The sequence below is a fragment of the Streptomyces sp. NPDC092045 genome, assembly GCF_044756005.1.
GTDB lineage: Bacteria > Actinomycetota > Actinomycetes > Streptomycetales > Streptomycetaceae > Streptomyces.
The window spans coordinates 19393-34195 of sequence record NZ_JBIVSC010000002.1 but is presented as its reverse complement, the minus strand read 5'-3'; the positions used below and the strand labels follow the sequence as shown (position 1 = coordinate 34195).

Below are 14803 nucleotides of genomic sequence, written 5' to 3'. Positions count from 1 at the left end.
CCCCACCCCCCTCGTCGCCGGGCCCGGGGCCGACCGAGCTCCTCTCTGCGTCACGCGCCCCGCCGGGAGTTGTTGGTGCGTTGGGGGGGCGGGGGGGGGGCCCCCCCGCCCCCCCCACCACCCGCCCCCGAAACACCACTCCGTGTCCCCCGTTCGGGTCACACCACCGCACTCTCCGGACAAACCCCGGCACCCCCCGGCACCCTGTCGTCCATGCGTGCCGCACCCCCACCCCTCGCCGGAGGCGCCCCCGGCGCCGACGCCCTGCGGCCCCTCCTGGGCACCGTCCTCGAAGCCCTGCGCACCGGAGCCGAGGAACGCGGCGGCCCCCTCCCCGCCGGAGGACCCGACGCCGTCGCCCACCGCACGGCGGCACTCGGAGCCGTACTCCCCGAGACCGGCACCGGCCCCGACGAAGCCCTCCGCACCCTCGTCCACGCCCTCGCCGCCGGCGCCGCCGACCCCGCCGACCCGCTCTGCGCCGCCCACCTCCACACCCCGCCCCTCGCCCTCGCCGCCGCCGCCGACCTGGCCGCCTCCGCGCTCAACCCCTCCATGGACTCCTGGGACCAGGCCCCCGCCGCCTCCGCCCTCGAAACCCTGGTCACCGCCGCCCTCGCCGCCGAGATCCACCCCCGCGCACCCCGCCCCGACGCCCTCGTCACCACCGGCGGCACCGAGTCCAACCAACTCGCCCTCCTCCTCGGCCGGGAACGCCACACCGGGAAAGGCCCCCTCCGCACCGTCGTCGGCGCCAACGCCCACCACTCCTTCCGCCGCGCCGCCTGGCTCCTCGGCCTCCCCGCCCCCGTCGTCGTCCCCACCCCCCGCGGCACCCTCGACCCCGCCGCCCTCCGCACCGCCCTCGCCGCCACACCCGGCCCGCTCCTCGTCGCCGCCTCCGCCGGCACCACCGACGAAGGCCTGATCGACCCGCTGCCCGAGATCGCCGACGTCTGCGCCACCCACCGCGCCGACCTCCACGTCGACGCCGCCTACGGCGGCCCCCTCCTCTTCAGCCGCACCCACCGCCGGCTCCTCGACGGCCTCGACCGCGCCCGCACCGTCACCGTCGACCTCCACAAACTCGGCTGGCAGCCCGCCGCCGCCGGACTCCTCGCCGTCCGCGACACCACCGACCTCACCCCCCTCGCCCACACCGCCGACTACCTCAACGCCGACGACGACACCGACGCCGGCCTCCCCGACCTCCTCGGCCGCTCCCCCCGCACCACCCGCCGCCCCGACGTCCTCAAGGCCGCCGTCACCCTCCGCGCCCTCGGCCGCACCGGACTCGGCGCCCTCGTCGACACCTGCATGGACCTCGCCCAGGACCTCGCCGACCGCGTCGAGAAGACCCCCGGCCTCCACCTGCGCGCCCGCCCCACCCTCACCACCGTCCTCTTCCGGCCCCACGACGCCGACGACACCGCCGTCGCCGCCGTCCGCCGCACCCTCCTCACCGGCGGCCGGGCGGTCCTCGGCCGGGCCCGCGCCGACGGCCGCCTCTGGCTCAAGGCCACCCTCCTCAACCCCCACGCCACCCCCGGCGACCTGGACCAGCTCATCACCCTCGTGGAAGGCAGCGCGCACCGATGACCGGCAACACCCCCGAACAGGACACCGACCGGCCCCACCACCCCCCGCACACACCGGACCCCGACCACCCCCACGACCTCGTCGGCATCGGCATCGGCCCCTTCAACCTCTCCCTCGCCGCCCTCGCCCACGGCGTCCCGGGCGGCCTCTCCACCGCCTTCTACGAACAGCGCCCCGCCTTCCACTGGCACCCCGGACTCCTCATCGACGGCGCCACCCTCCAGGTCCCCTTCCTCGCCGACCTCGTCACCCTCGCCGACCCCGCCAGCCCCTGGACCTTCCTCAACTACCTGAAGAGCCGCGAACGCCTCTTCCCCTTCTACTTCGCCGAGAAGTTCCACATCCAGCGCGCCGAATACGACGCCTACTGCCGCTGGGTCAGCGAACGCCTCCCCGGCCTCCACTTCGGCCACCAGGTCGACTCCGTCCGCTGGAACCCCGAACGCCGCCTCTTCGAGGTCGACTACACCCAGATCGACCCCGACGGCGAAACCGAAGCCCTCGGCCGCGCCCACACCCGCAACGTCGTCCTCGGCGTCGGCACCGAACCGTACGTCCCCGAACCCCTCCGCCCCCTCGCCGACGCCCCCGGCGTCCCCGTCCTCCACTCCGCCGACTACCTCGCCCACCGCGAGACCCTCCTCGCCGCCGGCCACGTCACCGTCGTCGGCTCGGGCCAGTCCGGCGCCGAGATCTTCCTCGACCTCCTCCGCGCCCGCCCCGCCGGAGCCGAGGGCATCCACTGGCTCACCCGCACCGAGGCCTTCGCCCCCATGGAGTACTCCAAACTCGGCCTCGAACACTTCACCCCCGACTACACCCGCTACTTCCACGCCCTCCCCGAACAGGTCCGCGACGACCTCGTCCCCCGCCAGTGGCAGCTCCACAAGGGCATCGACGACGCCACCATCACCGCCATCCACGACGAGCTCTACCGTCGCACCCTCCACGGCGGCTGGCCCGACGCCGTCCTCACCCCCGGCGTCCGCGTCCGCACCGCCGGCCGCGTCGCCACCACCCGCGTCGAACTCCACCTCGAACACGTCCAGCAGTCCGCCCGCACCCGCCTCACCACCGACGCCGTCGTCCTCGCCACCGGCTACCGCGAACGCCCCCTCGACCGCATCCTCACCGGCCTCGACCCCTACGTGCGCCACGACTCCGCCGGCCGCCCCCGCATCGACGAGCACCACCGCCTCGTCCTCGACCCCTCCGTCACCGGCGCCGTCCACGTCCAGAACGCCGAACGCCACACCCACGGCGTCGGCGCCCCCGACCTCGGCCTCGCCGCCTGGCGCAGCGCCACCATCCTCAACGCCGTCACCGGCAAGGAGCCCTACCCCCTCCCGCGCCGCACCGCCTTCACCAGCTTCGGCCTGGAAACACGAGAGGCGCCCGGCATCCCGGCCCAGGGCCGGAAGCTGACGCCTCTCGCGCGGAACGTCTAGGACCGGCTAGAACACCGGCACGCCGTCCCGGGTCAGCCTCCAGTCCACCGACGCGAACTGCCCCGGGTCGACCGTCCCCTTCGCCCGCACCCACTGGATGATCGTGTTCCGGATCTCGTCCGAGTCCGCCCACACCTGCTGCGCGTTCGCCACGTGCGGGAACGCGCCGCCGCCGCTCGCCCGGTAGTTGTTCACCGCGAGCACGAACTTCGCCGCCGGATCCAGCGGCCTCCCCTCGAAGGCCAGGTTCACGATCCGCGACCCGGCCTCCTTCGCGACGTCGATCTCGTACGTCAGGCCCGACACCGCGTCGTAGTTGTAGTCCGGCGTGCCGTCCGCGTTCGTCAGCTTCGCCGTGTCCACCGGAGCCCCCGCCGGGGTCCGCACGTAGTACCGCGCCGAGAACTCCAGGTAGTCCTTCAGCTGGGCACCCGTGAGCAGCCGCGCCTCAAGCGTGTTCTCGAACGGGTACAGCCCCGCCGCGTCCTTGATCGTCACCTGACCGGCCGGGATCCGGGCCGTACGGGAGAAGCAGGACGCCTGCGAGAGCACCGGCAGACCCGCGTACGCGCCACCCGCGAGCGCCGCCCTCACCGTCTCCGTCTGCACCACGTTGATCAGGTCGATGATCGGCTCGTCCTTCCACGGGGCGTCCGCCGTGGTCATCGCCGAGACCGAGGTGCCGATGACCTGGTTGACGTACGCGACCACCTTCCGGTGCTCGTCCGAGAGCAGCCGCACGATCTTCCGGTCCTCCTCCACCGTGTTGGAGTTCAGGACCTGCGCGCCCACCTTCTCGACCGTCCAGCGGCCCCGCTCCCACACCAGGTCGAAGTCGAACAGCGTGAGCCGCTGGCCCCACTTCAGCGGCTCGGAGAGCACGACCTCCTGGCCGGTCCTCTTGTTCGCGACCCGGTACTCGGGGATCTCGGTGTGCGCGTGTCCCACGAGGATCGCGTCGATGCCCGGCACCTGCTCGGCCACGAGCCCCGCCGCGTTCTCCACGTACGGCAGCTGGTCACCGTACGAGGACGTGCCGCTGGAGCCGGAGTGCGCCGAGACCACCACCACGTCCGCACCCATCGACCGCAGCTTCGGCACCCACTTCGCCGCCTGCTCCTCCAGCCCCGGGAAGACCATCTTCCCGCCCACGTTCGCCTTGTCCCAGATCGCGATCCCCGGGTTGGTCAGCCCCAGCACGGCCACCTTCACGTCCCGGCCGCACGGCGTCCGCAGCCGGTGCATGCTGTACGGCGCGAACGCCGGCCGCAGCGTCTTCGCGTCGAGCGCGTTGGCGCCCAGCAGCGGGAAGTCGCACTGCTCCTCGAACTTGCGCAGCACCGGGATGCCGTAGTTGAACTCGTGGTTGCCGAGCGCGGCGGCGTCGTAGCCGATGGCGTTCATCGCCTGCGCCATCGGGTGCACCGGACCGCGCCGCACGGTGATCGGGTCGACCTTGGCGTAGTAGTACGACAGCTGGGTGCCCTGGATGGTGTCACCGGCGTCGATGAGGAGGGTGTTGCGCCGCCCCTTCTCCTTCCGCACCCGCTCGACCAGCGTGGAGATCTTCGCGAGGCCGACGTCGTTGTGCGCCTTGTCGTCGAACTCCTTGTCCGTGAAGTAGTCCCAGTTGAAGACGTTCCCGTGCAGATCGGTCGTCCCCATGACGGTGAAGGAGTACCGCCCGGCCGGCTTCGGACGGTGCCCGTGCCCGGGTCCGTGGGCCTCGGCGGGGGCGACGGTCCCGGCGGTGAGGGCGGCCCCGGCCCCGACGGCCACGGAGCCCTCCAGGAACGTCCGGCGGTTCAACGGCATGTGCTTCTCCTCGGTTCAGTGGCGTCGCTCAGGTGCACAACGCGCGTAGATTCTGGCCCAGGAGGACCGCCCGCGACAGGCCCCGCGGGTTACGGAGTGGAAAAGTGTTCGACGTACACGCGTCGCGGAGCCGCCCGGAAAGACCCGGAAAGGGGCCGGAAAACGCTCATCGGAGCGCCCCGCCGCACAGATTCAAGTCTTGTCAACGACCTTTCACGGAAAGGTCGTTGAGCAGTCATGCCGGGCCGATTCACTACTCATGGGTAAGCCCTAGGCTCGTCCCATGCGCCGAGCGAAAATCGTTTGTACCCTTGGGCCCGCCACCGAAACATACGACCAGATCAAGGCATTGATCGAGGCCGGAATGGACGTCGCCCGCCTCAACCTCAGCCACGGCACCTACGCCGAACACGAGGAGCGCTACCAGCGCGTCCGCAAAGCCTCCGACGAGACCGGCCGCAGCGTCGGGGTCCTCGCCGACCTTCAAGGCCCGAAGATCCGCCTCGGCCGCTTCCGCGAAGGCCCCGTACTCCTTGAACGCGGCGACGAGTTCACCATCACCGTCGAACACGTCGAGGGCGACCGCCACACCTGCGGCACCACCTACTCCGGCCTCGCCGACGACGTCACCACCGGCGAACGCATCCTCGTCGACGACGGCCGCGTCACCCTCGAAGTCACCGCCGTCGACGGACCCCGCGTCCGCACCCGCGTCATCGAGGGCGGCATGGTCTCCGACCACAAGGGCCTCAACCTCCCCGGCGTCTCCGTCTCCGTCCCCGCCCTCTCCGACAAGGACATCGAAGACCTCCGCTGGGCCCTCCGCACCGGCGCCGACGTCATCGCCCTCTCCTTCGTCCGCAGCGCCCGCGACATCGACGACGTCCACCGCGTCATGGACGAGGAAGGCCGCCGCCTCCCCGTCATCGCCAAGATCGAGAAGCCCCAGGCCGTCGACAACATCGACGAGATCGTCGCCGCCTTCGACGGCATCATGGTCGCCCGCGGCGACCTCGGCGTCGAAATGCCTCTCGAACAGGTCCCGATCGTCCAGAAGCGCGCCATCAAGCTCGCCAAGCGCAACGCCAAACCGGTCATCGTCGCCACCCAGATGCTCGACTCCATGATCGACAACTCCCGGCCCACCCGCGCCGAGGCCTCCGACGTCGCCAACGCCGTCATCGACGGCACCGACGCCGTCATGCTCTCCGGCGAGACCAGCGTCGGCCGCTTCCCCGTCGAGACCGTCCGCACCATGAGCCGCATCGTCGAAGCCGCCGAGGAGGACGTCCTCGCCAAGGGCCTCCCCCCGCTCACCGAACGCAACAAGCCCCGCACCCAGGGCGGCGCCGTCGCCCGCGCCGCCGCCGAGATGGGCGACTTCCTCGGCGCCAAGTTCCTCGTCGCCTTCACCCAGTCCGGCGACACCGTCAAACGCCTCTCCCGCTACCGCTCCCCGATCCCCCTCCTCGCCTTCACCCCCGACCCCGCCACCCGCTCCCAGCTCAACCTCACCTGGGGCGTCGAAACCTTCCTCGGCCCCCACGTCGACTCCACCGACGCCATGGTCGCCCAGGTCGACGAGGAACTCCTGCGCATCGGCCGCTGTGCCGAGGGCGACATCGTGGTCATCACCGCCGGCTCCCCGCCCGGCGTCGCCGGCTCCACCAACCTCGTCCGGGTCCACCACATCGGAGAACCCCTGACATAACCCCGGCCTCACGTTGTTCGCGGCACTTCGGGGGTAGCGTCCTCGGTATGGATCTTCGCACCACCGCCGAGCGCGCCCGGCGCCTCAAGCAACTGCACGCCGACCACAAGCCCCTCGTGCTGCCGACCGTCTGGGACGTCTGGTCCGCGCGGACGGCGGCCGACGCCGGATTCCCCGCCCTGACCATCGGCAGCCACCCCCTCGCCGACTCCCGGGGAGCCGACGACAACGAGGGCCAGACCTTCGAAGAAGTGCTCGCCGCCGTCCGGCCGATCGTCGCCGCGGTCGACGTCCCCGTCTCCGTCGACCTCGAAGCCGGCTACGGACGGAAGCCCGCCGACCTCGTCGCCGGACTCGTCGAGGCCGGCGGCGCCGGCCTCAACCTGGAGGACACCGTCCACTCGGACGGCGGACGCGTGCGCGACACCCAGGAACACGCGGGCTACATCGCCGATCTGCGCGCGGCGGCCGACGCCGCGGGCGTCCCCCTCTGGATCAACGGCCGCACCGACCTCTTCCTGCACGCGGACGACCCCGCCGCCGTCCTCGACCGGGCGATCGACCGGCTGCGCGCCATGGAGCGGGCCGGCGCCGACAGCGTCTACCCGGTGGGCATCCAGGACGACGACGACCTCCTCGCGGCGGTCGTCGGCGCGGTCACCGTCCCCGTCAACTCCACGGCCCACCCCGTCCAGCACGACCTGGCCCGCTTCCGCCGCCTCGGCGTCGGCCGCGTCACCTACGGCCCGCTGCTCCAGTTCGCCCTCACGGACACGATGAAGGACGTACTGAAGCCCTGGGCGCCCTAGCCCGTGCGTGCGGGCCCATGAGCGGGGCGGAGGCCTTACGGGCGACGGAGACGTAGCGGGCCCGCACGGCGGGACTCGAAGGGGGTGCTCGCCGTGGCGAGCGAAGATCAACAGCGCCCTTGGAGTCCTTGGAATCGAAGGGGAAGTGCCCCGGGTGGGATTCGAACCCACGCTGTATGGTGTTTGAGACCACTGCCTCTTCCGCTGGGCTACCGGGGCATCCTTCGAAACGAAGGTCATTGGCAACCTGCTGTGCCTCAAACATACAGGACCTAGGTAGGCTCATGTAGCAGTACCTGCCCTGCAACGAGGAGCCCCCGTGACCGCCCCCGAGTCGCCCCAGCCCGCCGACGACGCCGAGGCGCCGCACGTTCCGCCGCTGACGACCCGCGTCGTCATCGCCGAGGACGAGGCCCTGATCCGCCTCGACCTCAAAGAGATGCTCGAAGAAGAGGGCTACACGGTCGTCGGCGAGGCCGGGGACGGCGCCAGGGCCGTCGAACTTGCCCGCGAGCACCGCCCCGACCTCGTCATCCTCGACGTGAAGATGCCCGTCCTCGACGGCATCTCCGCCGCCGAGAAGATCGCCGGCGAGTCCATCGCCCCCGTCCTCATGCTCACCGCCTTCTCGCAGCGCGAACTGGTCGAGCGGGCCCGGGACGCCGGTGCCATGGCGTACCTCGTGAAGCCGTTCAGCAAGAGCGACGTGGTGCCGGCCATCGAGATGGCCGTCTCCCGGTTCGCCGAGCTGCGGGCGCTGGAGAAGGAGGTCGCGGACCTCTCGCAGCGCCTGGAGACCCGGAAGCTGGTGGACCGGGCCAAGTCGGTCCTGCAGACGCAGTACGGCCTGACGGAGCCCGCCGCGTTCCGCTGGATCCAGAAGACGTCGATGGACCGCCGCATGTCGATGCAGCAGGTCGCCGAGGCGGTCATCGAGGACGCCGAGGAGAAGAAGGCGGCCAAGAACAAGGAGCAGTGAGCGGCTCCGTACGCACGGAAGAAGGCCCGTCCCCACGGCGTTGTGGGGGCGGGCCTTCGGCTTCCGTACGTACGGGGAGGTCAGTCCTCGCCGAGGTACGTCTTGCGGACGTCGTCGTTGACGAGGAGGTCCTGTCCGGTGCCGGACAGCTTGATGGTGCCGACCTCCAGGACGTACCCGTGGTCCGCGAGGGAGAGGGCGGCCTGCGCGTTCTGCTCGATGAGCAGGATCGTCATGCCCTCGGACTTCAGGGTCGCGATCGTCTCCATGATCTTCTGCATCATGATCGGCGACAGACCCATGGAGGGCTCGTCCAGCATGAGGAGCTTGGGCTCGGACATGAGGGCCCGGCCCATCGCCAGCATCTGCTGCTCGCCGCCGGAGAGGGTTCCCGCGGCCTGCTTGCGACGTTCGCCCAGGATGGGGAAGAGGTCGTAGGACTTGTGGATGTCCCGCTCGATGCCGCCCTTGTCCTTGCGGAGGAAGGCGCCGAGCCGCAGGTTCTCCTCGATGGAGAGCCGGGGGAAGATGTGGCGCCCTTCGGGGGAGTGGGCGAGGCCGAGCGAGACGACCTTGTGGGCCGGGATGCCGTTGAGCTCCTGGCCGTCGAAGGAGATCCTGCCCGCGGTGGGCTTGATGAGGCCCGAGAGGGTGCGCAGGGTCGTGGTCTTGCCGGCGCCGTTGGTGCCGATGAGGGCGACGACCTGGCCCGCCTCGACGGAGAAGGAGATGCCCTTGACGGCCTCGATCTTGCCGTAGGCGACCCTGAGGTCCTCGACCTCCAGAAGCGCGGTCACTTGGAGTCTCCTTCGGTGGTGCCGTTCGCGTCGCCGGTACCGGTCGCGGCGGGGGTGCCCGCGTCGTCCGGTGCGGCGGAGGGACCGTTGCCGGCGTCCGTGCCGGTCGCCGGGTCCGTGTCGGCCGGGGCCGCGTCGTCCGTGTCCGTGCCCGCGTCGTCCGCTTCCGCGTCCGTGCCCGCTCCGGCGGTCGTGTCCGCGTCCGTCTCAACGGCCGGGACCGGCGCCGGGGCCGGGACCGCGGTGCCGTGGGCGTGGGCCTCGGCGGCCTCGACCTCGGCGGCCTCCTCCGCGCCGGGCGCGCCCTCGTACGGGGTGCCCAGGTAGGCGGCGACGACGCGCTCGTCGTTCTGGACCACCTCGGAGGTGCCCTCGACGAGCTTCTCGCCCTGGACGAGGACGGCGACCCGGTCGCACAGCTTGAAGATGAACTTCATGTCGTGCTCGATGACCAGGACGGCGATGCCCAGGTCGCGGATGGCGAAGACGAGTTCCTCGGTGGTGCGGGTCTCGCTCTGGTTCATGCCGGCGGTGGGCTCGTCGAGGAGGAGCAGGCCGGGGTCGCTGGCGAGGGCGCGGGCGATCTCCAGCTTGCGCTGCTCGCCGTAGGGCAGGTTCCGGGCGAGGTGTTCGGCCTTGTGGGCGAGGCCGACGAACTCCAGGAGCTCCATGGCCCGGTCCCGGGAGGCGGTTTCGGCCTTCTTGAAGCCGGGGCCGCGCAGGAGCGCGGACCAGAGGCCCTCCTTGGTCCGGGTGTGCCGGCCGACGAGGACGTTCTCCAGGACCGTCATGTTGGAGAAGAGACGGATGTTCTGGAAGGTGCGGGCGATGCCGGCCTGGGTGACCAGGTGGGGCTTCGGGGGGAGGACGGTCCCCTTGTAGCTGACCTGTCCCTCGGTGGGGACGTACAGGCCGGTGAGGCAGTTGAAGAAGGTCGTCTTGCCGGCGCCGTTGGGGCCGATGAGTCCGACGATCTCGCCCTCGCGGACGGTGAGGTTCACGTCGCGGACGGCGGTGAGGCCGCCGAAGCGCATGGTCACCCCGCTGGCGTCGAGGACGGTGGCGGCCGTGGCGGTGTCCTTGGTGATGGTGGTCATGGCGTCACGCCCCCGCCTTCGCCGTGCCGATGCCCGACTCCTCGGAGGGTCGTGGTTCGGGTACGGCGGGCTGCTCGTCGTTCTCGTGGAATTCCAGCTTCGCGCGCTTGTTGGCGATCAGGCCCTCGGGGCGGAAGCGCATGAGGAGGATCAGCGCGATGCCGAAGCCGAGGAGCTGGTAGTCCTGGAGGAACTGCAGCTTGGCCGGGATCAGGAAGAGGAGCGCGGAGCCCAGGATGGGGCCGTTGATGGTGCCCATGCCGCCGAGGATGACGGCGGCGAGGAGGAACGCGGAGTTCGGCGGCACGGGGCCGGCGAAGACGTAGTTCTCGGGGACGACCGTGGTGTTGACGTGGGCCTGGACGGTGCCGGCGAGGCCGGCGAGGGCGGCGCCGAGGGCGAAGGCGACGAGCTTGACGCGGAAGCCGTTGATGCCCATGGCGGTGGCGGCGGTCTCGTCCTCGCGGATGGCGACCCAGGCGCGGCCGATGCGGCTGTTGGCGGCGCGGGAGAAGACGATGATGACCAGGGCCATGACCAGGATCATCAGCAGGTAGTAGTTGGCGTAGGCGCCGAGCTCGACACCGAGGACGGTGTGGGACTCGCCGAAGTTGTACCCGAAGAACTCCAGCTGGGGGATGTTCGGGATGCCGTTGGGGCCGTTGGTGACCTTCGGCCCGGAGGTGCCGTCGAGGTTGCCCATGGCGATGCGGAAGATCTCTCCGAAGCCGAGGGTGACGATGGCGAGGTAGTCGCCGCGCAGGCGCAGGGTGGGTGCGCCGATGACCACGCCGAAGACCAGGGAGGCGGCCATGCCGGTGAGCGCCGAGGCCCAGAAGGGGAACTGGACGCCGAAGGCGGAGGAGGTGGCGCCGGAGACGAGGGCGGCGGTGTAGGCGCCGACGCCGAGGAAGGCGACGTAGCCGAGGTCGAGGAGGCCGGCGAGGCCGACGACGATGTTCAGGCCGAGGGCGACGGTCGCGAAGATGAGGATGTTGACCGCGATGAGGGTGTAGGTGTCGCCGCTCTGCTGGATGAAGGGGAAGGCGATCGCGGCGACGAGGCTCGCTGTGACGGTGACCTGGCGGTTCCGGGCGGTGATCGCGGAGATGCGGGCGATGAGGCCGGACTTGATCAGGGCCGTGGCGGTGAAGCCGACGAGGATCAGGAAGGCGATGAAGAGCTGGGGCTCGGAGTCGTCGGTGTCGATGCCGAAGGTGACGACGAAGAGGCCGATCGCGAAGACGGCGACGATGAGCAGGATCTCGGCCCAGGAGGGGAGCTCCTTGGCCGGGGCGGCCTTGCGGGTGTCGTCGGGGATCTTGTACGCGGCGATCGCGGGGACGGCGGAGGCGAGGACGGCGATGCCGGCTCCGGGCTCCAGGTCGACCAGGGCACCGAGTTCGACGACGATCGCGAGCGCGGTGAAGAGGGTGGTGGCGAAGGTGCCGAGGGCCAGGATCCAGGTGGCCTTGCGGGCGCCGGTCGGGGTGAGCCAGCCGAGGCCCTTGACGCCGAGCGCGGAGAGCGCGTGGGCGGCGGTGAGGACGGCTCCGACGAGGGTGAGGAGCTGGAGTTCGGCCGGGTAGCCGTAGACGGTGAGGTTGCCGGGGAAGGCGGTGGTCCACGTCCAGGCGAGGAAGGTGCTGGCGAGGGTGGCGGTGCTGCCGGCGACGACGGTCCACAGCAGTGCGGTGGACTTCGGTGCGGCCGGGTTCTTGGGCAGGTTTTCGGTCATGGTGCTCACGCCCTGTCCGCGACGCGTTCGCCGAGCAGGCCCTGGGGCCGCACGAGGAGTACGAGGATGAGGAGGACGAAGGCCCACACGTTGGCCCAGGCGCCGCCGCCGAGCTGCTGCATGCCGGGGACGTCCTCGATGTAGGCGATCGAGAGGGATTCGGCGATGCCGAGGACGACGCCGCCGACCATGGCGCCGTAGATGTTGCCGATGCCGCCGAGGACGGCCGCGGTGAACGCCTTGAGGCCGAGGATGAAGCCCATCTCGAAGTTGATCTGGCCCTTGTCGACGCCGTAGGCGACGGCGGCGACGGCGGCGAACGCGGCACCGATGGCGAAGGCCATGACGATGATGCGGTCGGTGTTGATGCCCATCAGCTTGGCGGTGTCGGGGTCCTGCGCGGTGGCCTGCATGGCGCGGCCGCTGCGGCTCTTGGAGACGAAGACGCCGAGGGCGAGCATGCACAGGGGGGCGAGGGCGAGGACGAAGGCGTCGGCGCGCTGGATCGACAGGTTCCCGGCGATCTGGAAGGCCTCGCCCTTGAACTCGGGGAAGCTGACGGCCTTCTTGGCGTCCGGGTAGAACTGCCAGACCAGTTGCTGGAGGGCGATGGACAGGCCGATCGCGGTGATGAGGGGTGCCAGCCTGGGGGCGCCGCGCAGGGGGCGGTAGGCGAAGCGCTCGGCGGCGGTGGCGACGGCCACGGAGGCTATCGCGCCACCGACGATCATGAGCGGTATCGCCACCAGCAGGGACGTTCCGCTCGGAAGAGCGGTGTAGGTGGTGAGGGCACCGAAGCCCCCGATCATGAAGATCTCGCCGTGGGCGAAGTTGATGAGCTGGACGATGCCGTAGACCATGGTGTACCCGATGGCGATGAGGCCATAGAGGGCACCGAGGGCCAGGCCGTTGGCCAGCTGTTGCGGCAGTTCGTGCACCGCAGGCCTCCGATGAGCTTGTCGGATAAGACTCCGCGCGAGGGCGCTGTTTGCGCCCTCGCGCGGCTTGGGTCGGGTGGTGCGGGGTTCCGGCCGGGGCCGGGGTGGTGCTGCTGTCCTACGGGATTACTGGTTGAACGTGTCGCTCTTGACGTCGATCCACTTGCCGCCCTCGACCTTGTAGACCGTGAGCTGCTTGTTGGTGGTGTCGCCGAACTCGTCGAAGGAGACCTTGCCGGTCACGCCGTCGAAGGAGACCTTGCCCAGGGCTTCGGTGACCTTGGCGCGGGCGTCGGAGGGGAGCTTGCCGTCGTTGGCGGCGACGACGGCCTTGACGGCCTGGACGACGGCCCAGCCGGCGTCGTAGGAGTAGCCGCCGTAGGCCGCGTAGGGGTCCTTGTAGCCGCCGGCGTTGTAGTCCGCGATGAACTTCTTGGCGGTGTCGAGCTTCTCGACCGGGTAGCCGATGGAGGTGGCGAGGTCGCCGTCGTTGGCCTCGGCGGAGGCGCTGATGAAGGCGGGGTCGTAGATGCCGTCGCCGCCCATGACGGGGATCTTGGCGCCGGTCTTCTTGATCTGGTCGGAGAGCAGGCCGCCCTCGGGGTACTGGCCGCCGAAGTAGACGGAGTCGGCGCCGGAGGACTTGACCTTGTCGGCGGTGGCCGAGAAGTCGGTCTCCTTGACGGTGACGTGGTCGGTGCCGACGACCTGGCCGCCGAGGCGCTTGAACTCGTCGCTGAAGATCGCGGCGAGGCCGGCGCCGTAGGTCTGCTTGTCGTCGACGACGTAGACCTTCTTCTTGCCGGCGTCCTTGAAGAGGTACTGGGCGGCGAACTTGCCCTGGACCACGTCGGTGGCGGCGGTGCGGAAGTAGGTGGGGAAGGGGCGCTTGAACTCGCCCTTGCCCCAGTTGTCGCCCTGGCTGAGCGCCGGGTTGGTGTTGGCGGGGGAGATCTGGGCCAGCTTGGCGGCGGCGAAGACGCCCTGCATCTGCTGGGAGACGCCGGAGTTCAGGGGGCCGACGACGCCGAGGACGTCCTTGTTGCCGACCAGCTTGGTGGCGTTGGCCTGGCCGGAGGCGGGGACGGCCTGGTCGTCCAGGGCCTCGACCTTGAAGGTGACGCCGGGAACCTCGTTGTTCTTGTTCGCGGTCTTGACCGCGAGGTCCACGGAGTTCTTGATGCCCTGGCCGAGGGCGGAGAGGGAGCCGGTCAGGGGGGCGTCGACGCCGATGACGACGGTCGTGGTGCTGCCACCGCCACCGTTTCCGTCGCCGGAGCCGCCCTTGTCGTCGCGCGAACCGCAGGCGGTGAGGGTGAGCGCTCCGGTGGTGAGCACACTGGTGAGGATGAGGAGTGAACGGTGTCGCACGAAGAATCCTTTCCCTGGCGCGGCCCCCTCGAGCTGAGGCGGTGCCGTGAAGCTGTGTAGCTAGAGGTGCCGTTTTCGATGCCGGGCCGTACTGGTTCGAGCGGGGCCGTGCAGTGGAAGCGCCCGGCGGCGCGGTGACTGGCCGTGACTCTAAGCGCAGGTGGGGAGGGTCGGGGAGCGCCGAGGACATGATGTGACTGTCTTGTTATGCCGACGGGCGGATGCCGTGTGCATCGGGTGGGCGAATCGGGGCGTATCGGTCGGTAGCGCGGTGTTCACATAGTGAGAATCCCCAGTTCCGCTAAGGGGCTTGGGCGGATCATGCTCCTGACGGGCCCCTTCGAGGGGTCTCCGGATATCGGACAGCGGTCTTTCCGTGAGCGGACGGAGGAGCCGTCCGGGACGCCCCGCCGGAACATTGCGCGAACGTTACGCAGGGTTACGAAGGTGCTGGCCGGGATCGTTCGGTCGGCGTTCCGGGCCGGGCCGTCCGGGCGGCGC

At 70.5% G+C, this 14803-nt stretch carries 11 protein-coding genes and 1 tRNA gene; 5 read left to right on the top strand and 7 right to left on the bottom strand.

Features of this window, described 5'->3' with window-relative positions; translation table 11 throughout:
- The first annotated feature begins 213 nt into the window (after positions 1-213).
- On the top strand, positions 214-1599 hold the full coding sequence (locus ACIQKA_RS06935) for an aminotransferase class V-fold PLP-dependent enzyme (protein WP_391093078.1): 1386 nt from the start codon (positions 214-216) through the stop codon (positions 1597-1599).
- Positions 1596-3047 (top strand): lysine N(6)-hydroxylase/L-ornithine N(5)-oxygenase family protein, encoded by a 1452-nt coding sequence (locus tag ACIQKA_RS06930; RefSeq protein ID WP_383431991.1) that lies wholly within the window; start codon positions 1596-1598, stop codon positions 3045-3047. The genes ACIQKA_RS06935 and ACIQKA_RS06930 overlap by 4 nt, the downstream gene beginning before the upstream one ends.
- A gap of 6 nt (positions 3048-3053) precedes the next feature.
- Here ACIQKA_RS06930 and ACIQKA_RS06925 read toward each other — a convergent pair whose 3' ends face one another.
- Positions 3054-4862 (bottom strand): 5'-nucleotidase C-terminal domain-containing protein, encoded by a 1809-nt coding sequence (locus ACIQKA_RS06925; protein WP_402540272.1) that lies wholly within the window; start codon positions 4860-4862, stop codon positions 3054-3056.
- Between the two features lie 283 nt (positions 4863-5145).
- On the opposite strand from ACIQKA_RS06925, the gene pyk reads away from it, so the two are divergent.
- Positions 5146-6573 carry a pyruvate kinase gene (gene pyk, locus ACIQKA_RS06920; protein ID WP_383149091.1) on the top strand — a complete coding sequence of 476 codons (1428 nt, stop codon included), beginning with the start codon at positions 5146-5148 and terminating at the stop codon, positions 6571-6573.
- 47 nt (positions 6574-6620) lie between these two features.
- Positions 6621-7382, top strand: coding sequence for an isocitrate lyase/phosphoenolpyruvate mutase family protein (locus ACIQKA_RS06915; protein ID WP_402540270.1), 762 nt, complete (start codon positions 6621-6623; stop codon positions 7380-7382).
- 146 nt (positions 7383-7528) lie between these two features.
- Here the strand turns inward: ACIQKA_RS06915 and ACIQKA_RS06910 are convergent.
- A tRNA-Leu gene (locus tag ACIQKA_RS06910) sits at positions 7529-7601 on the bottom strand.
- 100 nt (positions 7602-7701) lie between these two features.
- Between ACIQKA_RS06910 and ACIQKA_RS06905 the strand changes: the two genes are divergently transcribed.
- On the top strand, positions 7702-8361 hold the full coding sequence (locus ACIQKA_RS06905; RefSeq protein ID WP_366376624.1) for a response regulator: 660 nt from the start codon (positions 7702-7704) through the stop codon (positions 8359-8361).
- 80 nt (positions 8362-8441) lie between these two features.
- On the opposite strand, the gene ACIQKA_RS06900 is transcribed toward ACIQKA_RS06905, so the two are convergent.
- From ACIQKA_RS06900 to ACIQKA_RS06880, 5 genes are all read right to left on the bottom strand, one after another.
- Positions 8442-9158: an ABC transporter ATP-binding protein gene (locus ACIQKA_RS06900; protein WP_383149087.1), complete on the bottom strand. Its 717-nt coding sequence runs from the start codon at positions 9156-9158 to the stop codon at positions 8442-8444.
- Positions 9155-10255: an ABC transporter ATP-binding protein gene (locus ACIQKA_RS06895; protein WP_383149085.1), complete on the bottom strand. Its 1101-nt coding sequence runs from the start codon at positions 10253-10255 to the stop codon at positions 9155-9157. The genes ACIQKA_RS06900 and ACIQKA_RS06895 overlap by 4 nt, the downstream gene beginning before the upstream one ends.
- A 4-nt stretch (positions 10256-10259) precedes the next feature.
- Positions 10260-11993, bottom strand: a complete 1734-nt coding sequence (locus ACIQKA_RS06890; protein ID WP_383149218.1) for a branched-chain amino acid ABC transporter permease — start codon at positions 11991-11993, stop codon at positions 10260-10262.
- Positions 11994-11998: 5 nt separating this feature from the next.
- Positions 11999-12931, bottom strand: coding sequence for a branched-chain amino acid ABC transporter permease (locus ACIQKA_RS06885; RefSeq protein WP_366376632.1), 933 nt, complete (start codon positions 12929-12931; stop codon positions 11999-12001).
- Positions 12932-13057: 126 nt separating this feature from the next.
- Entirely contained in the window at positions 13058-14302 is a 1245-nt protein-coding gene (locus ACIQKA_RS06880) for a branched-chain amino acid ABC transporter substrate-binding protein (protein WP_383149084.1), read from the bottom strand.
- Positions 14303-14803: the final 501 nt, after the last annotated feature.